General features: G+C 69.7%; 17 protein-coding genes. 8 read left to right on the forward strand and 9 right to left on the reverse strand.

Annotated features, from left to right (window positions below; translation table 11 throughout):
* Window positions 1-396 precede the first annotated feature (396 nt).
* Window positions 397-1,383: a D-erythronate dehydrogenase gene (gene denD, locus VGD93_RS05880; protein WP_395010141.1), complete on the reverse strand. Its 987-nt coding sequence runs from the start codon at window positions 1,381-1,383 to the stop codon at window positions 397-399.
* Window positions 1,384-1,562: 179 nt separating this feature from the next.
* On the opposite strand from denD, the gene VGD93_RS05885 reads away from it, so the two are divergent.
* The gene (locus tag VGD93_RS05885; RefSeq protein WP_395010143.1) at window positions 1,563-1,940 is read left to right on the forward strand and encodes a DoxX family protein; all 378 of its coding nucleotides are present in this window, start codon (window positions 1,563-1,565) and stop codon (window positions 1,938-1,940) included.
* 1 nt (window position 1,941) lies between these two features.
* Here the strand turns inward: VGD93_RS05885 and putA are convergent, their stop codons facing one another.
* On the reverse strand, window positions 1,942-5,538 hold the full coding sequence (gene putA, locus VGD93_RS05890; protein WP_395010145.1) for a bifunctional proline dehydrogenase/L-glutamate gamma-semialdehyde dehydrogenase PutA: 3,597 nt from the start codon (window positions 5,536-5,538) through the stop codon (window positions 1,942-1,944).
* Between the two features lie 390 nt (window positions 5,539-5,928).
* Here putA and VGD93_RS05895 point away from each other — a divergent pair, with 390 nt between their 5' ends.
* The 5 genes from VGD93_RS05895 to VGD93_RS05915 all read left to right on the forward strand — a co-directional run bounded on the left by VGD93_RS05895 (window position 5,929) and on the right by VGD93_RS05915 (window position 12,600).
* Window positions 5,929-6,549, forward strand: a complete 621-nt coding sequence (locus VGD93_RS05895) for an N-acetylmuramoyl-L-alanine amidase (RefSeq protein WP_395010147.1) — start codon at window positions 5,929-5,931, stop codon at window positions 6,547-6,549.
* Window positions 6,550-6,613: 64 nt separating this feature from the next.
* Window positions 6,614-9,067 (forward strand): ATP-dependent helicase HrpB, encoded by a 2,454-nt coding sequence (gene hrpB, locus VGD93_RS05900; RefSeq protein ID WP_395010149.1) that lies wholly within the window; start codon window positions 6,614-6,616, stop codon window positions 9,065-9,067.
* A 74-nt stretch (window positions 9,068-9,141) separates the two neighbouring features.
* Window positions 9,142-10,503, forward strand: a complete 1,362-nt coding sequence (locus VGD93_RS05905; RefSeq protein WP_395010151.1) for a glutamine synthetase family protein — start codon at window positions 9,142-9,144, stop codon at window positions 10,501-10,503.
* A 1-nt stretch (window position 10,504) separates the two neighbouring features.
* The gene (locus VGD93_RS05910; protein ID WP_395010153.1) at window positions 10,505-11,803 is read left to right on the forward strand and encodes an NAD(P)/FAD-dependent oxidoreductase; all 1,299 of its coding nucleotides are present in this window, start codon (window positions 10,505-10,507) and stop codon (window positions 11,801-11,803) included.
* A 35-nt stretch (window positions 11,804-11,838) separates the two neighbouring features.
* Window positions 11,839-12,600 (forward strand): gamma-glutamyl-gamma-aminobutyrate hydrolase family protein, encoded by a 762-nt coding sequence (locus VGD93_RS05915; RefSeq protein WP_395010155.1) that lies wholly within the window; start codon window positions 11,839-11,841, stop codon window positions 12,598-12,600.
* Window positions 12,601-12,631: 31 nt separating this feature from the next.
* Here VGD93_RS05915 and pobA read toward each other — a convergent pair whose 3' ends face one another.
* Window positions 12,632-13,801 (reverse strand): 4-hydroxybenzoate 3-monooxygenase, encoded by a 1,170-nt coding sequence (gene pobA, locus VGD93_RS05920; RefSeq protein WP_395010157.1) that lies wholly within the window; start codon window positions 13,799-13,801, stop codon window positions 12,632-12,634.
* A gap of 89 nt (window positions 13,802-13,890) precedes the next feature.
* On the opposite strand from pobA, the gene VGD93_RS05925 reads away from it, so the two are divergent.
* A complete protein-coding gene (locus VGD93_RS05925; protein WP_395010159.1) occupies window positions 13,891-14,907 on the forward strand; it encodes a helix-turn-helix domain-containing protein in 1,017 nt (338 codons plus the stop codon).
* Between the two features lie 9 nt (window positions 14,908-14,916).
* Here the strand turns inward: VGD93_RS05925 and VGD93_RS05930 are convergent, their stop codons facing one another.
* From VGD93_RS05930 to VGD93_RS05945, 4 genes are all read right to left on the reverse strand, one after another.
* Window positions 14,917-15,945, reverse strand: a complete 1,029-nt coding sequence (locus tag VGD93_RS05930) for a TRAP transporter substrate-binding protein (protein ID WP_395010161.1) — start codon at window positions 15,943-15,945, stop codon at window positions 14,917-14,919.
* A gap of 100 nt (window positions 15,946-16,045) precedes the next feature.
* The gene (locus VGD93_RS05935) at window positions 16,046-17,368 is read right to left on the reverse strand and encodes a TRAP transporter large permease (RefSeq protein ID WP_395010163.1); all 1,323 of its coding nucleotides are present in this window, start codon (window positions 17,366-17,368) and stop codon (window positions 16,046-16,048) included.
* Window positions 17,365-17,907 (reverse strand): TRAP transporter small permease, encoded by a 543-nt coding sequence (locus tag VGD93_RS05940; protein ID WP_395010166.1) that lies wholly within the window; start codon window positions 17,905-17,907, stop codon window positions 17,365-17,367. Before VGD93_RS05940 ends, VGD93_RS05935 begins: the two co-directional genes overlap by 4 nt.
* A gap of 99 nt (window positions 17,908-18,006) precedes the next feature.
* Complete coding sequence (locus VGD93_RS05945; protein WP_395010168.1) at window positions 18,007-18,780, reverse strand: crotonase/enoyl-CoA hydratase family protein; 774 nt, start codon at window positions 18,778-18,780, stop codon at window positions 18,007-18,009.
* Between the two features lie 217 nt (window positions 18,781-18,997).
* On the opposite strand from VGD93_RS05945, the gene VGD93_RS05950 reads away from it, so the two are divergent.
* Complete coding sequence (locus VGD93_RS05950) at window positions 18,998-19,471, forward strand: MarR family winged helix-turn-helix transcriptional regulator (RefSeq protein WP_395010171.1); 474 nt, start codon at window positions 18,998-19,000, stop codon at window positions 19,469-19,471.
* Here VGD93_RS05950 and VGD93_RS05955 read toward each other — a convergent pair.
* Both VGD93_RS05955 and VGD93_RS05960 read right to left on the reverse strand, forming a co-directional pair.
* Window positions 19,458-19,886, reverse strand: a complete 429-nt coding sequence (locus tag VGD93_RS05955) for an acyl-CoA thioesterase (protein WP_395010173.1) — start codon at window positions 19,884-19,886, stop codon at window positions 19,458-19,460. The two genes, VGD93_RS05950 and VGD93_RS05955, sit on opposite strands and share 14 nt — an antisense overlap.
* Window positions 19,887-19,895: 9 nt before the next feature.
* On the reverse strand, window positions 19,896-20,654 hold the full coding sequence (locus VGD93_RS05960) for an SDR family NAD(P)-dependent oxidoreductase (protein ID WP_395010175.1): 759 nt from the start codon (window positions 20,652-20,654) through the stop codon (window positions 19,896-19,898).
* Window position 20,655: the final 1 nt, after the last annotated feature.

Raw genomic sequence — 20,655 nt, forward strand, 5'->3', positions numbered from 1 at the left:
CGCCGGCCGGGCAGGCCGGGAGTCGTCCCGGCCAGGCCGGTCCGTGACGGGTCGGGCGACCGATACGCTCGGTCGCCTCGCGACACTGGCAGCCGCTGCCCGGCTGCCGAAGGCAGGGCCCCCGCCGGCAGCGGCAGGGCCCTGGCCGGAAGCGATGCGGCGAAACCTTTTTGCGTGACCGCACAACCGTAACGGGCCGGCTCCAAAACACCCGGCCGCTCCGGCGAGGCGCCAGCCTCACCCTTTTGCGGACTACCCGCTCCGAGGCGACCGCCTCGCCGGGGCCGCTTCCCTCGCAAGGGGAGGCGGCGCACAGACAGAGGCGAAACCGTAAGGCGGGATGCCGGGGCGGCGTCTTGCCGTGCGCGCTCAGGAGGCCCGGAAACATGGGAGTTGCTACAGGCCGATGCGGCCGCCCAGTTCGTCCTCGATATGGGCGCGGATGATCTCGTCCATGCTGGCCTCGGCCATAAATCCGAGTTCGCGCGCCCGCCGCGCCTCGAAATTGCGCGGCCAGCCGGCTACCATGGCGGCGATCTTCTCGTCCGGCACCTCGCGGATCAGCCGCACCGCGCGCTCGCCGGCGACGCGGCGCAGCGCCTCGATCTCCTCGCCGACGGTCGCCGAGAGGCCGGGTGCCGACAGGCTGCGCCGCCAGCCGAGCCTTGCCGTGTCGAGTTGCGCTGCGTGGAGGAGAAAGCCCACCGCCGCCCTGGGGCTCGCGAACCAGTGCCGCACGTCGCGGCCGACCGGCAGCACCGCCTCCTGGCCGACGAGCGGCTCGCGCAGGATGTTGGAGAAGAAGCCGGAGGCGGCAAGGTTGGGCTTGCCCGGCCGGATGACGATGGTCGGCAGCCTGATGCCGATGCCGTCGACGAAACCGCGGCGCGAATAGTCGTTGAGCAGCAGTTCGTCGATGGCTTTCTGCGTGCCGTAGCTGGTGAGCGGGGTGGAATGGAATTCGTCGCCGATCGCCTCGGGGAACGGCGCGCCGAACACGGCGATCGAGGAGGTGAACACCAGCCGCGGCACGTAGGGGGCCTTGCCTCCCTCGTGCCGGATGGCCTCGAGCAGCAGCCGGAACCCGTCGAGATTGACGCGATAGCCCTTGTCGAAATCGGCCTCCGCCTCGCCCGAGACGATGGCGGCGAGATGGAAGACCAGGTCGGGCCGCGCGGCCACCAGGGAGGCCGCCGCGCCCGGCGCCGAAAGGTCGGCGGTCGCCGTCTCCATCCCGCCGGCAAATTCCACCGGCGCCGGTGCAACCACGTCCGCCAGCGTCAGCCGCGTGATCTGCCTTCCGCCCACTTGCCCGGCCGCTGCCAGGGCGGCACTGAGCTTGCGGCCGACCATGCCGGCCGCGCCGATGATGAGGATATGCATGCTGTTTCCTCGCCTCGCCACCCCGAGCTTAGCGCGTCCCGCCCACGCCGCAAGCCCGCTTCGCGGCCGCCGGACGGGTGTTGTCGCGCCGTCGGTTTTCCGGCATCACTCGGGCTGGACCGACGTGCGCGTCGTGCGGCGACGAGTCGACGGCCGGGCCGACCATCGTGGAGATTCCTATGCCGACGGACCTGCCATCGTTCCTGCTGCTGCTCGGGCGCCTGCTGATCGGCGGCGCCTTTCTCTATGCCGCCTACGGCAATCTGCGCCATTTCGACAAGGCGGCGGGCTTCATGGCGGCGCGCGGCGTGCCGCAGCCGCGGCTGGTGATGGGCGTCGGCCTCGTCGTGCACGCGGTGTCGAGCCTCATGGTGCTGTTCGGGACGTGGACCGCGCTCGGCGCCGCCGGGCTCCTCGTCTTCGTCGTCCTCGCCACCCTGCTCTACCACAATTTCTGGGCGTTCAGCGGGCCGGACCGGTTCAACAAGCGCAACTCCTTCAACGCCAACCTGATCATCGCCGGCGGCCTGCTGGTGCTGCTGGCCGCCTCGCTCTGAGTCAGGTGCCGGCGGGGGCACCGCCGGCGAGCAGTTCGGCATTGCCGCCCGAGGCCGTGGTGTCGATGCACACGTGCCGCTCGAGGATCAGCCGATCGGCGTCACCGGGGTTGGCGACCAGCGGCACGATGGCGCCCTCGCGATTGGCGAGCGCCTGCCGCCACGGCTTCAGCGCGGCGTCCTCGCCCCAGTGCAGCACCGCATCGACGGCGAGCCCGGCCTCGATAGCGGCGGGCGCCAGCCGCTTGTCGACGCCGCCGATGACGGCGCCGTCGCCGCCCAGTTCGGCGGCGATCCGCTGCGCCCCGGGGGCGACCACGAGGGCGGCGTTGCGGCGGGCGAGCGCCAGTTCCGCCTGTGCCCGCGCCGATGCTTCGTCGGGTCCGAGGCAGAGCACGACGCCGCGCGGGTACACATTGAGGGTGTTGCTTTCCCCGGTCGGGCCCGGCATGGCGATGGCCTGCGGCGCCGGCGCCGCCTTGTCGAGCGCGGCGCGCACCTGGTCGGCCGCGGCGATGGCGAAGCCGATGGACAGGCCGGAAAGCCCGTTGACGGCGCTCGAGGGGCTATGTTCCGCCAGCGGCCGCGAGAAGCGCGGCAGGTAATGCGGTCCGCCGGCCTTGGGCCCGGTGCCGGACAGGCCCTCGCCGCCGAACGGCTGCGAGCCGACGACGGCGCCGATCTGGTTGCGGTTGATGTAGATGTTCCCGGCCCTGACCGCCGCCGCAAGCTGCTCCATGCGCGCGTCGATCCGGGTGTGGAGCCCGAAGGTCAGCCCGTAGCCGGAGGCGTTGATGGCGGCAACGACCTGGTCGAGCTCGTCGGCCTTGAACGTCGCGACGTGCAGGACCGGCCCGAAGATCTCCTCCTTGAGATCCGCGATGCCCGACACCTTGAGCACGGTGGGGGCGACGAACGTTCCGGTTTCCGGGACGTCGATGCGCTTGAGTACCGCATCGCGCGCCGCGAACTCGGCGACGTGGGCCTCGATCTTGTCGCGGGCACGGGCGTCGATGACGGGGCCGATGTCGGTTGCCAGGCGCCACGGGTCGCCGGCCTCCAGTTCGTCCATGGCGCCAAACAGCATCTCGAGCGTGCGCTCGGCCGTCTCCTCCTGCAGGTACAGCATCCGGAGCGCCGAGCAGCGCTGGCCGGCACTCTGGAAAGCCGAGGCGAGGATGTCGCGCACCGCCTGCTCGGGCAGCGCCGTCGAGTCGACGATCATGGCGTTGAGCCCGCCGGTCTCGGCGACCAGCGGGGCGGTCGGGGTGAGGTGGTCGGCCATGGCCCGGTCGATGACCTTGGCGGTGGCGAGCGAGCCGGTGAAGCACACCCCGTCGATGCGCGGATCGGAGGTGAGCGCGGTGCCGACGACACTGCCCGCTCCGGGCAGGAGCTGCACGACTTCGGGCGGGATGCCGGCCTCGTGCATCAGCGCCACGGCGCGGGCCGCGATCAGCGGCGTCGCCTCGGCCGGCTTGGCGACGACGGCGTTGCCCGCCACCAGCGCCGCCGCGATCTGCCCGGTGAAGATGGCGAGCGGGAAGTTCCACGGCGAAATGCAGGTGAACACGCCGCGCGCCGCGCGCGGTTCGGCCCGCTCCGCCTCGGCAGCGTAGTAGCGCAGGAAATCGGCGGCTTCGCGCACCTCGCTGACGCAGTCCGGCAGCGTCTTGCCCGCCTCACGGGCAGCGAGCGCGAACAGTTCCGGGGCATGCGCCTCGTACAGGTCGGCGGTGCGGCGCAGCAGGTCGGCCCGCTCGCGCACGGGGCGTGCGGCCCAGCCCGGCGCTGCGGCACGGGCGGCGTCGAGCGCGGTGTCGATGTCCTTGCGGCTCGCGGTCACCACGGCGCCGACGATCTCCCCGGTCGCCGGGCTTACCACCTCGTGGGTGGCGTCGCCGTCGACCTCGCCGGCAAGCATCGGGCCCGATGCCCACCGGTGGGTCGCGAAGCCGCCGCGCTGCGCCTCGAGGGCCTCGAGCGTCGTGGGGTCGGTGAGGTCCCAGCCGCGCGAATTGCCGCGCTGCGGCTGGAAGATGTCCGCCGGCGCGGTGACCCGCACCGCCTCGCCGGCCACCGCCGCGAACGGGTCGCGCACCACCACCTCGGCCGGCACGTCGCGGTCGGCGATCATGTTGACGAAGCTGCCGTTGGCGCCGTTCTCCAGCAGGCGGCGCACGAGGTAGGCGAGCAGGTCGGCGTGCCGGCCGACCGGCGCGTAGATGCGCGTCCTGGTGCCGGCCTCGTCCATGAGGATGGCGTGCAGCCGTTCACCCATACCGTGCAGGCGCTGGAATTCGTATTCCGCCGTCGTCGCCCCCAGGTCCTGCGCGAGGTGCAGCACCGCGGCGACCGTGTGCGCATTGTGGGTGGCGAACTGCGGATAGATGCGCTCGCGCTTGCTCAGCAGGCGGCGGGCGTTGGCGATGAAGGAGATGTCGGTCGCGGCCTTGCGCGTGAACACCGGGAACCCGGCGAGCCCCATCACCTGGGCGCGCTTGATCTCGGCGTCCCAGTAGGCACCCTTGACCAGCCGTACCATCACGCGGCGGTCGAGCGAGGCAGCCAGTTCCTCGACCCAGTCGATCACGTAGCTGGCGCGCTGCCCATAGGCCTGCACCACGACGCCGAAGCCGTCCCACCCCGCCAGCCGCGGGTCCGCCAGCACGGCGGCGATGACGTCGAGCGACAGGTCGAGCCGGTCCGCCTCCTCGGCGTCGATGTTGAAGCCCATGTTGGCACCGCGCGCCATCAGCGCCAGCGCCAGCGTGCGCTCGACCAGTTCCTCCATCACCCGGTCGCGCTTCATGACTTCGTAGCGCGGATGCAGCGCCGAGAGCTTGACCGAGACGCCCGGGTTGTCGCGCACCTCCGCGGACTTGCAGCGGGTGGCCAGCACGGCAATGGCCTCGGCATAGGCGGTACGGTAGCGCTTGGCATCGGCTTCGGTGCGGGCCGCTTCCCCCAGCATGTCGTAGGAATAGGAGAAGCCCTCCTTCTCCTGCTTGCGTGCCAGCTTCGTTGCCTCCTCGATGGTGCGGCCGAGGACGAACTGGCCACCGAGGATCTTCATCGCCTGCAGCACCGCGGCACGGATCACCGGCTCGCCGATGCGCTGCACCAGCGACTTGAGCGTCCCGGCGATGCCGGCGCCCGAATCGCGCAGGACCTCGCCGGTCAGCGTCAGTGCCAGGGTGGAGACGTTGACGAGCGGCGAGTTGGCCCGGTCGAGGTGCTCGGCCCAGCGGCTGGGCGCGATCTTGTCCTCGATGAGGTCGTCGATGGTCCTGGTATCGGGCACGCGCAGCAGCGCCTCGGCGAGGCACATGAGCGCGATGCCCTCGGTGGTCGACAGCGTGTACTCGGCGAGGAAGCTTTCGAGCATGCCGCTGGACGAGGCGGCGCGCACCTTCTCGACGAAGCCTCGTGCCCGCGCACTGATCGCTTGCCGGGCGCCGGCGTCGAGGTCAGCCTCGCCGGCCAGCCGCGCTACAGCCTCCGCTTCGTCCGCAAGGTTGGCCTCGCGGATCGCGGCCCGCAAGGAGGCAAGCCGATCGGTCTCCGGCAGCAAGGAGGCGAGGGCATGTTTCGTCATCGATCTGGCCTTTGGCTACGTGCGCGCAGTCCGCTCGACCGCCCGAATCGCACGGCCGTCCGGGCGATTGTTGCGGTAGAGCAAGGTCGAATTGGGACCGCCCATACATAGGCTTTTCCACGTCCCGCTTCAACGGGCATCAAGAACGGAAATCCACGCACAAATCCGTATTCTGTACGGCATATCCAGGAGCAGCCGTGCTATTCGCAAATCCATCGTCCAAGGTGCCGTAAATGTCACAGTCGTTTCATCCCCATCCGCTGCTGTGGCCGGGAATCGGACGCTGACAGTCGGCCGACCTCGGCTGGTGGGCAGCGAGTCCGGCCCACTTATCCTCACTCCGGCCCGCGCCCCTATGCTGAGCCGACAGCAACCGCGGGACCAGCGCACATGGCGTTCTTGATCCACTACCACCGGCTCGTGGGCGTGCCCTACCTGCCGTCGCCCAATATCGGCGGGGCGCTCACGCCCCGATTCCTCGTCATCCACTACACCGCGAGCGGCGACGGCTTCGATACGGCGGCCTATTTCGCGCGCCGCGCAGCGAAGGCTTCGGCCCACCTCGTCATCCGCCGCGACGGCAGCATCACCCAGTGCGTTCGGTTCGACCGGGTCGCCTGGCACGCGGGCAGGAGCCGTTGGGTGGGGCGGGACGGGCGCGCCTATGCCAGCCTCAACCGGTACGCCATCGGCATCGAGCTCGAGAACTGGGGGACGTTGCAGAAGTCGGCCACCGGCTGGGCCTCGTGGTCGGGGGCGCCGGTGGACGCCGCCCGCGTCACCGAGGCGCGGCACAAGTCCGGGGCCCCGTCCTGTGGCTGGGAGCGCTACACCGTCCTGCAGGTGCGGGCGGCACGCGAGGCGGCGGCGGCGCTGTGCGCCGCCTACGGCATCGCCGAGATCGTCGGCCACGATGACATCGCGCCCGGCCGCAAATCCGATCCGGGCCCGGCCTGGGATATGGATGGGCTGCGAAACCGGGCGCTGCCATCGCCGCCTTGCGTTGCGTGAGTGGCGCACCGCGCCAGCGGTCGAGGCCCTTGCGGCCCGGCACCGATTTGGCGATGTAGCGCCGATGCAATTCCCCGCCGAGCCATTGCCCATCGACGAAGCCTTGCCGGCGCTGCTGGCCGCGCTGGCGGCCGGCCCCTTCGCGGTCCTGGTGGCGCCACCGGGCGCCGGCAAGACGACGCGCGTGCCGCTTGCCCTGCTCGATGCGCAGTGGCGCGGCGACGGCACCATCGTCATGCTGGAGCCTCGGCGGCTGGCGGCACGGGCGGCGGCACGGCGCATGGCGCAGACGCTGGGCGAGGCGGTCGGCCAGACGATCGGTTACCGCGTCCGGCTCGAGTCGAAAGTCAGCGCCCATACGCGCATCGTGGTGGTCACCGAGGGCGTGTTCACGCGCATGATCCTCGCCGATCCCGAACTCAAGGGCATTGCCGCCGTGCTGTTCGACGAGTTTCACGAGCGCAGTCTCGAGGGCGATCTCGGCCTCGCTCTGGCGGTCGACGCCACGGCGCTGCGCGAAGATCTCAGGGTGCTGGTGATGTCGGCAACCATCGACGGCGCCCGCATTGCGAAGCTGCTCGGCGATGCGCCGGTGATCGAAAGCCGCGGTCGCGCCTTCGCGGTCGAGACCAGGTATGTCGAGCCCGACCCGCTGGCAAGGCTCGAGGACGAAGTCGCCCGCACGACGCTCGCGGCGCTCAAGGCCGAGCCCGGCTCGGCGCTGGTGTTCCTGCCGGGCGAGGCCGAGATCCGCCGGACCGCCGAGCGCCTCGCGGGGCGCGTGCCCCCTGATGTCGAGATTGCGCCGCTCTACGGCCAGCTCTCCGCCGCCGAGCAGGACCGGGCCATTCGGCCGTCGCCCACGGGCCGGCGCAAGGTGGTGCTCGCCACCTCCATCGCCGAGACCTCGCTGACCATCGAGGGCATCCGCATCGTCATCGACTCCGGTTACCGCCGCGCCCCTGCCTACGAACCGGCCACCGGCCTCACCACCCTCACGACGCGCCGTGTCTCGCGCGCCGCCGCCGACCAGCGCCGCGGCCGCGCCGGCCGCACCGGGCCGGGCGTGTGCTATCGGCTGTGGAACGAGGGGCAAACGGCGGCGCTCGCGCCCTACGACCGGCCGCAGGTGCTGGAGGCGGACCTTGCCGGCCTCGTCCTCGACCTTGCCAATTGGGGCGTGACCGACCCGTCCACGCTCGCCTTCCTCGACGCGCCGCCGCAGCCGGCCTGGGCGGAGGCGGTCGGCCTGCTCCGGCGTCTCGATGCGCTCGACGCCGATGGCCGCATCACCGCTGCGGGAAGGGCGCTGGCGCGCCTCCCCCTGCATCCCCGGCTCGCGCACATGGTCAGCAGCGCCGCCGAGGAAGGCGATGCCCTCATGGCAGCGCAATTGGCGGTACTGCTCGGTGAGCGTGGCCTTGGCGGCGACGACGTCGACCTCGCCCATCGCCTCGTCCGGTTTCGCGCGGAGCGGGGCAAGCGGCCCGAGGATGCGCGGGCGCTGGCCCGAAGCTGGGCCAACCTCGCCGGTGGTGGCGGCGGCGCGCCGCAGCCGGCCGGCCGCCATCTCGCGCGTGCCTATCCCGATCGCGTTGCCCAGGCGGCGGGCGCTCCCGGCCGTTTCCGCCTCGCCAACGGCCGGGCGGCGGCGCTGGAGGCGACGGAGGCGCTCGCCGCCGCGCCCTATCTCGTCGTTGCCGACCTGACCGGCACCGCCGCGGCGGGACGCATCCGTGCCGCAGCGACCATCGACCGGGAACCGATCGAGGAACTGTTCATGGCCCATATCGAGGAGGAGACGGCGCTCGGCTTCGACCGCCCCTCGCGCAGCGTACGGGCAAGGCGCGTGCGCCGCCTTGGCGCGCTGCGGCTCGGCGAGGGGCCGGTGAAAGCCGCCGATCCGGCAGAGGCGGCGCGCGTGCTGGCCGAAGGCATCGCCGCGATCGGCATCGACCTGTTGCCGTGGAGCCGCGAACAAAACGCGCTGCGGGCGCGCGCCACCTATCTCGCGCGCACGCTGGGGGACGACTGGCCGGACCTTTCCGACGCCGCGCTGGGGCGCGACGCCGGCTGGCTCGCGCCCCATCTCGTGGGCCGCACCAGCCTCGCCGACGTCACCGCCGACGATCTTGCCGCAGCGCTGGAAACGCTGCTGCCCTGGTCCAGGCGGGCCGAGATCGAGCGCCTGCTGCCGAGCCATTTCGACGCCCCGTCCGGCTCGCGCGTGCCCATCGACTATGCCGCGGAGAACGGGCCGGCGCTCGAAATCCGCGTGCAGGAACTGTTCGGGCTCGACCGCCATCCGGCGGTCGCCGGCGGTCGCGTGCCGCTGCTCGTCGTCCTGCTGTCCCCGGCACGCCGGCCGATCCAGACCACGCGCGACCTTCCCGGTTTCTGGCGCGGCTCCTGGAAGGACGTGGCCAAGGACCTGCGCGGCCGCTACCCGCGCCACCCCTGGCCGGACGACCCGCTTGCCGCCCTTCCCACGAGCCGTGCCAAGCCGCGGGGCACCTGAACGGCGCGGGGGTTGAGTTTATTTCCGGCAACGGGGACTATGGCAGCCATCCGAGGCAGCAAAAAAGGTGGTTCTTGTCGATATCATCATATGACCGGACGTTCCTCAGCGAACATCCGGAGGTGGAGGTCATCGAGGCATTCGTGATCGACGCCAACGGCGTGCCCCGTGGGAAGTGGATCCCGCGTGATCGCGCCGCCGACATTCTCGCCCACGGCATGGCCCTGCCGCGCTCTATCTACGCGCTCGACGTATGGGGACGCGATGTCAACGCTGCCGGCCTCGCCGAAGGCACCGGCGATCCCGACGGGCTCTGCCTGCCCATCAGCGAAACCCTGGCCCCCGTCACCTGGCTGTCCCGCCCAACGGCGCAGGTCCTGCTCGGCATGCGCAACGAAGACGGCACGGGCTTCTTTGCCGATCCCCGCAATGTGCTGCGCTCGGTGCTCGAGCGCTACAGCCGGCTGGGGCTGACCCCGGTGGTCGCCACCGAACTCGAGTTCTATCTCATCGATCCGGTGCATTCCGCCCTCGATCCGGTACGCCCGCCCAATTCGCGCGACGTCCGCTGGCAGAGCCGGCAGACGCAGGTGCTGTCGATCTCGGAACTGCACGAGTTCGAGGTCGTATTTGCCGAGATCGCGCGCGCCTGCAGCGCCCAGGAGGTCCCCGCCGACACGGTCCTGCGCGAAAACGGCCCCGGCCAGTACGAGGTCAACCTCAAGCACGTGCCTGACGCGCTGCTCGCCGCCGACCATGCGGTCCTGCTCAAGCGCATCGTCAAGGGTGTCACCCGCAAGCACGACTACGACGCCACCTTCATGGCAAAGCCCTATGGGCGCAGCGCCGGCAGCGGCATGCACGTGCATTTTTCGCTGCTCGACGCCAAGGGCCGCAACGTCTTCGCCGGCACCGACGGCGAACTGGCCGAGCCGCTGCGTCACGCCACCGGCGGGCTGCTGGCGACCATGGCAGAGAGCATGGCGATCTTCGCCCCCAACGCCAATTCGTTCCGCCGCGTGACCGTCAGCGAGCACGCCCCGATGTACGCCTCGTGGGGGCTCGAGACGCGCTCGGCCGCCGTCCGCATCGTCTCTTCCCAACGGCAGGCGACGCGCATCGAGCATCGTGTGGCCGGGGCCGACAGCAACCCCTATCTCGTGCTCGCCGCCATCCTTGGCGGCGCGCTGCTGGGGATCGAGGAGCGGATCGAGCCCGGCCCGCAACTTGTCCAGGATGCGCACCTGCCCGAACACGCCCCTTTGCCCAACAACTGGGACCACGCGCTCGCGCTGTTTGCCAATTCCCAGTTCATCGCCGATTGCCTTGGTGCCGACTACAAGGCCCTGTACCTGGCCTGCAAGAACCAGGAGTTGGCCGAGTTCCGCGACCGCGTCACCGATGTCGAATACGATGCCTTCATCAAGACGGTCTGAGATGGACCAAGTCGCCGCCTCCGCCGCCGGCCACGCCCCGTCCTATTACGCGGCGACCGCCAATGACGACACCCTTCGCCCGCCGCTGCATGGCGAGGTCGAGGCCGACATCTGCGTCATTGGCGCCGGCTTCACCGGAATTTCCGCGGCGCTCGAGCTGGCGGAGCGCGGTTTCAGCGTGGTGGTGCTGGAAGCGGTGCGCGTCGGGTTCGGCGCCTCCGGCCGCAATGGCGGCCAGATCGTCAACGGCTACAGTCGCGACCTGCAGGTGATCGAGAGGCGCTACGGCAGCGCGCGGGCCTGGCAGCTCGGCGCCATGTCGCTCGAGGGCGGCAACATCATCCGGGAGCGTGTGGCCAAGTACGCCATTGCCTGCGACCTGAGGCCAGGGAACTTTCTCGCCGCCTTCACCGGCAAGCAGCTGCGCGAGATGGAAGAGACCAGGCGCGTGTGGGAAACGCACGGGCACGCGGGGCTCGAAATGGTCGACAGGGCGGGCCTTGCCGCCATCGTCGCCTCTGATCGCTATGTCGGCGGCATGCTCGACCGCCTCGGCGGCCACATCCATCCGCTGAACCTCGTCCTGGGCGAGGCCAGGGCGCTGGAGGCGCTGGGCGGCCGCATCTACGAGCAGTCGCCGGCGATCGCCGTCGACACCGGCCCCTCCCCCACCGTCCGCACGCAGGCCGGCGCCGTCCGCGCCCGCTACGTATTGGTGTGCGGCAACGCCTATCTCGGGCGGCTGCTGCCCGAGATCAGCGGCAAGATCATGCCGGTCTCGAGCCAGATCATCGCCACCGCCCCCCTCGCGCCGGCGCTGGCGGAAGCAGTGCTCCCCGCCAACTACTGCGTCGAGGATGCGAACTACGTGCTCGACTACTTCCGCCGCACCGCCGACAATCGCCTCCTTTATGGCGGCGGCGTTGGCTACGGCGGCAGCAACCCGCGGGATATCGAGGCGGCGATCCGGCCGAACCTGCTCAAGACCTTCCCGCAGCTGCAGGACATCGAGGTCGAGTTTGCCTGGACCGGCAACTTCGCCCTCACCCTGACCCGCATCCCGCATGTGGGGCGGCTGTCCCCGACCGTCTACTTCTCGCACGGCGACAGCGGCCATGGCGTCACCACCACGCACCTGCTCGGCCGCATCCTCGGCGAAGCCGTCGCCGGCCATTCCGAACGCTTCGACGTCTGGGCCAGCCTGCCTTATTATCCCTTCCCGGGCGGCCACGCTTTCAGCGTACCGCTGACCATCATCGGCTCGTGGTGGTATCGCATGCGCGACCGCCTCGGCGTGTAAGCGCCATCTCCCCGACCACTGAAAAGACCGCAACCATGACCACCCCCATCGTCCTCATCTCCACCGACGTTCGCGTCGCCGACGGCTACCGCTGGCACGCCACGCCGCAGACCTATCTCGACGCCGTGCGCGACGGCGCCGGCGTGATCCCGCTGTCGCTGCCCAACCTCGGCGGCACGCTCGATCTCGACGGCCTGCTTGATCGGGTCGACGGCGTCGTGCTGACCGGGTCGCGCTCCAATGTGCATCCGTCCCGCTATGGCGGCGAAGCTTCCGTCGCGCACGAGCCCTACGATCAGGACCGCGACCGGGTCAGCTTCGAACTGGTGCGCAAGGCCCTGGAGAAGCACGTCCCGGTGCTCGCCATCTGCCGCGGCATGCAGGAGCTCAACGTCGCCCTCGGCGGCACCCTCGCCACGGAAATCCAGGAACTGCCCGGGCGCATGGATCACCGCGCCCCGCAAAGCGACCTGCAGGAGGCGCGCTTCGCCATCCGCCACCCGGTCGAGGTGCGCGAACGCGGCCTGCTTCGCGACATCGTCGAGGCACCGGCAGTGGAGGTCAATTCGCTGCACCGGCAGGCCATCGACGTGCTGGCGCCCGGCCTCAAGGTCGAGGCCACGGCGGCCGACGGCACCATCGAGGCGGTCTCGGCGGAAAGCGCCGGCAGCTTTGCCCTGGGCGTACAGTGGCACCCCGAATACTGGTTCCGCACCGACACGACATCGGCCAGGATTCTCGCGGCCTTCGGCGACGCGGTGCGCGCCTACGCGGCACGCAAGGGCGCCGGCCAGTAGGTGGGTGCCAGAGGCGCGGCGGCGCCCTGCCCTATTCGAACGCCCCGATATAGTTGGAGGCGAGCAGGCGCTGCGCGTCGGGGGAGCGGAGGAGCTGCTCGAAATCCGCGCGCTGGATTTTTCGCGCGAAACTGTCGGCGTCCGGGAAGCGATGCAGCAGCATCGTCATCCACCAGCTGAAGCGCTCCGCCGCCCAGATCCGGTGCAGCGCCCGGTCCGAGTAGCCGTCGAGCCGCGCGTCCGATCCCGACTCGTAGTGGGCCGCGAGCCCGGCGGCCAGTTCGGCCGCGTCGCGGATGGCGAGGTTGAGCCCCTTGGCCCCGGTGGGCGGCACGATATGCGCCGCGTCGCCGACGAGGAACAGCCGCCCGAAGCGCAGCGGCTCGCACACGAAGCTGCGCAACTGGGCGATGGATTTCTCGATGGATGGCCCCGTCTGCAGGGCCGCCGCGGCGTCGGCCGGCAGCCGGTGCCGCAACTCGTCGTAGAACGCCTCGTCGCTCCAGTCCTCGACCCGCTCGCCGGCCTGCACCTGGATGTAGTAGCGGCTGCGCGTGGGTGAGCGCATCGAGCACAGCGCAAAGCCGCGCTCGTGGCTGGCATAGATGAGCTCCTCGGAGACCGGCGGCTGGTCGACCAGGATGCCGAGCCAGCCGAGGGAATAGGCGCGCTCGTAGTGGCGAATGGCCCCGGCCGGCACGGAGGCGCGGCTCGGGCCGTGGTAGCCGTCGCAGCCGGCGATGAAATCGCACTGCAGCCCATGCGCCTGGCCGTCCTGCGAGAAGCGGACGGTCGGCCCGGTGTCGTCGAAGCCGTCGAGGACAACATTGGCCGCGCCGTAGAAGGACTGCGAGCCCGAGGCGGCGCGGGCGTCCATCAGGTCGTGCGTCACCTCGGTCTGGCCGTAGACGGTGGTCGCCCCGCCGGCGAGGTCCTGGAAATCGATGCGCAGCCGGTCGGCGTCGAAGGCGATCTCGACGCCGTCGTGCACCAGCCCCTCGCGCGCGAGGCGCGCCCCGACGCCGGCGGCCTCGAGCACGGACACCGAACCCGGCTCCAGCACGCCGGCGCGGATGCGCCCGGCGACGTGCTCTGGTGTCTGCCGCTCGACGATGACGTTGGCGATGCCGGCAAGGTCGAGCAGCCTGCCGAGCAGCAGCCCGGCGGGTCCGGCGCCGATGATGGCGACTTGTGTACGCATGACGATCCTCCCCTCCCGAGCCAGCAAGTAGGGCAGGCCGAAGCCGCAAGCCAATGGACGGAGCGGGCAAAAGCTTGTACTTTTTCTACATGCAACCCCGGAATAGCCACGCCGATGAAGGGACCATCACCACCTGGTCGCTGTATGGTGAACCGGGCGATGCCATGCCGCTCGACTGGATGCACGCCGAACCGATCCAGGAGCGCAGCCGCCTGCACGACTACTCCATCAGGCCGCACCGCCACGCCCTGCTGTTCCAGTTGTTGTACCTGACTGCCGGCGAGGCCACCCTGAGCCTCGACGGCCGGCTCATCCCGCTGGCCCCGCCCACGGCGGTGACGCTGCCGCCGCTCGTGGTCCACGGCTTCGAGTTCACCGCCGACGTCCAGGGCACGGTGTTGACGGTGTTCCAGCGCGACCTCGCCGCGCTGTTCGCCAGCGCGCCCGCGCTGCTCGCCCATTTCGAACGCCCGCGCGTCATCTCCCTGGCCGGCTACGGACGGGAGGCTTCAGGGCTCGCCGACGGCATGGCCACGATTGCGCGCGAGCTGGCCCGGCACGAGATCGGCCGCGACCAGGTCCTTTCGGCCTGCCTGTCGCTGCAACTGACCACGCTGCGCCGGGTGGAAGCATCAAGGGAGCGCAGCCGCGGGGCCCGGCCCGAAATGGGCGACAGCCGCGCAGTAGCGCTGGTACTGGCGTACCAGCACCTGGTCGCCCAGCATTTCGCGAGCCACGCGCCGGTCGCCCGCTACGCCGCGCAACTGGGCATCACCGCCAGCCACCTGAACCGGGTCTGCCGCGCCGTCGCCGGTGCCTCGGCACTCGAGCTCATCAACCGCCGGCTGGTGCTGGAGGCACGGCGCCAGCTCGCCTTCACCAACCTGAGCGTCAAGCGGGTCGCCGCCATGCTCGGCTTCGACGACCCCGCCTATTTCACCCGTTTCTTCGGGCGTGAAGCCGGGATTTCACCCAGCGCCTTCCGGGCGGACCTGCTGGCGGCGGGACGGCGCGACGCCGCTTCGCACGAACCCGCTCCGCAGCATCGACAAGGGCCTCACCAAGAGGTGGAAGACCGGGGCACCCTGCAGCGCCCCGGCCCCTGATCCGTCGGCCTAGAGGCCGGACTCGGTGTTCACCAGTTCCGTCGCCCGGGCATAGAGCGCTTTGCCGTCGATGCCGAGCTTTTCCATGTCGGCGAACCACTGGTCGATGGTCGGCTGCGCCGCTTCCTTCCAGCGGGCCGTCTCGGCCTCGTCGAGGGTGACGATGTTGTTGCCGAGGTCCTGCGCGATCTTGAGACCGACAGCGTCGCCCTGATCCATCGCCTGGCCGAACTTGCGGGCAACCTCGATGCCGGAATTGGCGTCGATGATGGCCTTCAGGTCATCGGGCAGCGAATTGTACTTGTCGAGATTCATCACCAGGGCGAAGGTCTGGCTGTACAGGCCATGGGCACCCGAAAAGCCGGTATGGTTCTTCACCAGTTCCGCGACCTTGACCGACGGCGTCACCTCCCAGGGGATGGTGGTGCCGTTGATCACGCCCTTCGACAGCGCCTCGGTGACCTGCGGGACGGGCATGCCGATCGGCTCGGCGCCGAGACGGCCGAGCATGTCGGAGATGATGCGCGAACCGCCGCGGATCTTCATGCCCTTGAGGTCCTCCAGCCTGGTGATCGGGTCTGCCGTGTGGAACAGGCCGGGGCCATGGGTATGAGCCGCGATCAGCTTGACCCCGGCGAACTCGTCCATCGCGTTTTCGTCGATGTATTTTTGGAAGGCGACCGAGGAGTCCTCGCCGTTGGTGATGAGGAACGGCAACTCGAACACTTCCGACTTGGGGAAGCGGCCCGGGGTGTAGCCCAGCACCACCCAGACCACGTCGACGACGCCGTCCTTGGCCTGGTCGAACAGGCTGGCGGGCGTACCCCCGAGCTGCATCGCCGGATAGAGCTCGAACTTGATGCGTCCTCCCGACTGCTCCTCGATGGCCTTCGCCCACGGCTCGATGGCCATCTTGGGGATGGCCGCCTGCGCCGGCAGGAACTGGTGCAGCCGCAGCGTCACGTCCTGCGCCGCTGCGGCCCCGGCAAACATCATGGCGGCAAGCGCGCCGCCCAGGATCAATCCGAGTTTATTCATGCTCTCTCTCCCTTCATGGCGCATCCGCGCCCGTGATCGACTTTTCTGAGGTGGTGCTCCGCTTCGGGAGCGTTAGTTGCGCAGAGTCCGGCCGTCCTCCTCAGTAGAACAGCCGGACGAGGTAAAGGCTGAGTGGCGGAAACAGGGTCAGGATCGCCGTTCGGATCAGGTCGCTGGCGACGAACGGCATGACCCCCCGGTAGGTCTGGCCGAGCGGGGTACCCTTGGCCATGGCGTTGATGACGAACAGGTTCATGCCGACCGGCGGCGTGATCAGGCCGACCTCCACCACGATCAGGATCAGGATGCCGAACCAGATCGCGAACTCTTCCGGCGGCAGCCCGAAATCGAGGGCGCTCATCATCGGATAGATGATCGGCACGGTGAGCAGGATCATCGACAGCGAGTCCATGACGCAGCCCAGGATCAGGTACATGACGAGCACACACACCAGCACCAGCCACGGGTTGAAGCCCTGGCTGGTGACGAAATCGGCGGCGAATTGCGGCAGCTGCGACATGGCAAGGAAGCCGTTGAGCGCGCCGGCGCCGAGCACGATGAGGAACATCATCGCCGTCGACGACGCGGTGGCGAGAATCCCCTCGACGAAGTTCCGCCGCGTCAGCCCGCCATTGAGCAGCGCAACGATCCCCGTGCCCGCAGCGCCGATGGCCGCTGCCTCGGTGGGCGTGAAGATGCCGCCATAGATGCCGCCGATGACGACGACGAAGATCAGGATCACCGGCCAAACCTCCAGCAGGGCGCGGAAGCGTTCGCGATAGGGCATGCGCTCGCGCCTGCCGGCGGCGTCCGGGTTCAGGCGGACATAGATGGAAATGGTGATGACGTAACCGAGCGCGGCGAGGATGCCCGGGATGAGCGCGGCCATGAACAGCTTGGCGATGTTCTGCTCGGTAAGAATGGCGTAGATGACGAGGATGATGGAGGGCGGGATGAGGATCCCGAGCGTCCCGCCGGCGGCGAGCGTGCCGGTGGCGAGCGCGCCCGAATAGCCGTAGCGCTTGAGTTCGGGCAGCGCGACCTGACCCATGGTGGCGGCCGTGGCCATCGACGAGCCGCAGATCGCGCCGAACCCGGCGCAGGCGCCGACAGCAGCCATGGCCACCCCGCCGCGACGGTGGCCGAGCCAGGTGGCCGCCGCACGGAACAGCGATTGGGACAGGCCGCCCTGGGAGGCGAACTGCCCCATCAGCAGGAACAGCGGCACCACCGACAGCGAATAGCTGGCGAACGTGCCGTGCGTGAGGTTCTTGAATTGCGCCATCACCGGGTTGAAGGAGCCGGTGATGAGATACGAGCCGACGATACCGACGGCAATCATGGCGAGCCCGATCGGGATGCGCACGAAGATGAGCAGCAGGATGACCGGAAACGACCAGATCCCGAGTTCGATATTGCTCAATGCACGGCTCCCTGGGTGGGAGGCGTCGGACGGGCGGTCGTGGCCTCGGACAGGCTGCGCACGAGCACATAGGCCGAGACCACTACCCATGTGGCCGCCCCGATCATGCCGGCGGCGTAGGACCACCACAAAGGCATGCGCAGTAGCAGCGTCGTCTCGCCGTAATTGAGCTTGTCGATCATGCCGTACCAGTGGCGCCAGGCGATGACGGCGGCGATGACCAGCATGAGCGCGTCGGCCACCACCACGATCCAGGCGTCGATCCGGGCGCTGAGGAAATCGGTGAACACCGTTACCACGGCATGGCCGCGCGTGAGGTGTACCCACGGCAGGAAGGCGAAGATGGCAAAGCCGGTGCCGGCCTCGACAAGCTCGTAGTCACCGGTGATCGGCTTGAGTCCCGCCCAGATCAGGGTCCGCCCGATGACGCTGACCACGATCAGCACCACGATGGCGACGAGAACCATTCCCCCCGCGAGCGCGACATATCTGGCCAGTCCGTGGATGGCGCGACCCACTGCGGAGTTATCCATGCTCATGCGCCCTCCCCGGCACCCTGTGATGGTCGTTGCTTGTGCAATCCCGGTAAAATGAAATGTTGCTCCCCTAACATATCCGCCAGGAATGTCGCGGCGACCTCAGCTGAACCTGGGCTTGCGTTTCTCGAGGAAAGCGTTGAGGCCTTCCTCGGCATCGGGGCCGGCCTGGCTCAGCGCCGCGGCCAGGCTTTCGGCGAACAGCCCGCCATCCGCCGACATCTTCGCGATCCGCGCGATCGACTGGATGACGAGGGCGTTGACGGTGCCGGAGTTCTCCGCGACCCGTAGCGCCAGCTCCCGCGCCTTGGCGAGGGCGCCCCCGGCCGGCTCGAGATAGTGGGCGATACCGATCCGGTGAGCCTCCTCGGCGGTCAGCGTCCGCCCGGTCAGCATCATCTCGGTAAGCCGGTCGGCGCCGATGATGGCGCTGAGGTGCACCGTGGCGCCCCCACCCACGAAAATGCCGCGCTGCCCCTCCGGCATGCGGAACTGCGCCCCATGCTCGGCGACGCGGACGTGGCAGCAGGCAGCGATCTCCAGGCCGCCTCCCATGACCGCGCCGTTCAGGGCTGCGACCACCGGAATGCCGCCGAACCGGATATGGTCCATCACCGCATGCCAATGGCGCGAATGCCGCATCACCTGGTGCGGCTGGCGCCGCACCTGCTCGCTCAGGTCCAGCCCGGCCGAGAAATGCCCGCCGTTTCCCGACAGCACGACCGCCCGTACCCCTTGCGGGACATCGCCGAAGAAGCGCCGCAGCGCCTCGACCGTGGCGTCGTTCACGGCGTTGCGCTTGTGGGGGCGGTTGAACGCCACGAAGGCGAGCGGGCCCTCGATCCGCGTCTCCACGACTGTCTCGGCCTTCGTCATTGCCTCCCCGTCCTACAATCGCACGCGGCCACTGCCGGCCGGTGCGGCCACGACGCCCCGAAAAGGGCCTCGACCCTCAGGGCACTGCATTGCCGAAACGAGTGACAATATCGTGCATATTGCTGAACCGTGCCCGTCACCGTTCGTGCCGCCTGCCCTTACCCCGCCGAATGTTCTACCATATAACATTTCCGCCGCAGCCGCGAGAACGAGCGCCATGGACGACCGCCCCTCACCGCCAGACACGAGACCGCACCGCAACCGCCCGGATGCCGGCCCGGTCAGCGGCATCGTCGGGTATCGGCTGCGCCGCGCCCAGATGGCCGTGTTTCAGCGCTTTGCCACTCACTTCGCCGAACTCGCCCTCACCCCTGCCGAATTCTCGGTGCTGGCGCTGATCGAGGCCAATCCGGGCAGCAAGCAGAGCGAGATCGCCGCCGCACTCGGCATCAAGCGCGCCAATTTCGTGGCCCTGATCAGGGGGCTCGACGCACGCGGCCTGACCGAGCGGCACCAGACTGCCGGCGACCGGCGCGCCAACGCGCTGTTCCTCACCGCCGAGGGCCGGCAGGTCGCGGCCCGCGCCAATGCCGTGCAGGCCACGTTCGAGGCCGAGTGCGTGGCACGGCTCGGCGGCGCCGCGGCACGCGACCAACTCATGGACCTGCTGGCGCGGCTCATCGGGCCGTGACCGAGAGAGCGGCGATCACCTCCTCGGGGATCGCCTGCGACTTGAGCTTGCCGGGATCGTCCGGGTCCACGCCGGCCCAGACCCGGATCTCGCGCGCCTCGACCGCCAAACCGCCGCCGTTGAACAGCCTGTGGCCGACATCGAGGCGCGAGCGCCCGAAGCCGGCGACGGCGCTCTCGATGATGACGACATCCCCGTAGCGCGACGGGCGGAGAAACGTCGCGCCGGTGTCGACCATCGGGATGCCGACGATGCCGTAACGCCTTGCCCAGGCGGCCTGCTTCATGCCCAGCGCCAGTTCGAACAGATGCGCCGTGGCCGTGTCGAACAGGCGGAAATAATTGGGGTAGTAGACGATGCCCGCCGGGTCGCAATCGCCGAACTCGATCTCCACCTCGCGCGTGGCCGTCAACATCTGGTCCCCCTATTTCGGCTGCATGCGCAGGGCCCCGTCGAGCCGCACCGTCTCGCCATTGAGATAGTCGTTTTCGATCATCGCCAGCACCAGTTGCGCAAATTCCGCCGGGTCGCCCAGGCGGGCCGGATAGGGGATCGCCGCGGCCAGTGCGTCCGTCGCCTCCTGCGGCAGCCCGGCCAGCAGCGGCGTCATGAACAGCCCGGGCGCGATCGCCAGCACGCGGATGCCGAAGCGGGCAAGCTCGCGCGCCACCGGCAGCGTCAGGGCGGCGATGCCGCCCTTGGAGGCGGCGTAGGCCGCCTGCCCGACCTGCCCTTCGAAGGCGGCGACGGAGGCGGTGGAGATGATGACGCCGCGGCTGCCGCCGACCGGCTCGGCAGTGCTCATTTCGGCTGCGGCCAGGCGCAGCACGTTGAAGGTGCCCACAAGGTTCACGCGGATGACGCGCTCGAAGGCGGCGAGCGGCATCGGTCCCTCGCGCCCGACGACGCGAGCAGCGGTGCCGATCCCCGCGCAATTGACGAGGATCGAGGCGGCGCCATGCGCCGCACGGCTGTGCACCAGCGCCGCCTCCGCGCTCGCCGCGTCGGCGATGTCGCAGCGGACGAAAAGGCCGCCGATCTCCCGCGCCACCGCCGCGCCTGCCTCTTCGTTGAGATCGAGGATGGCGACACGCGCCCCCTTCGCCGCCAGCGCCCGGGCCGTGGCCGCACCGAGCCCCGAGGCGCCGCCGGTGACCAGTGCTGCCCTGTCCGCGATGCGCATG

It is taken from the genome of Devosia sp. (assembly GCF_036406155.1).
Lineage (GTDB): Bacteria > Pseudomonadota > Alphaproteobacteria > Rhizobiales > Devosiaceae > Devosia_A.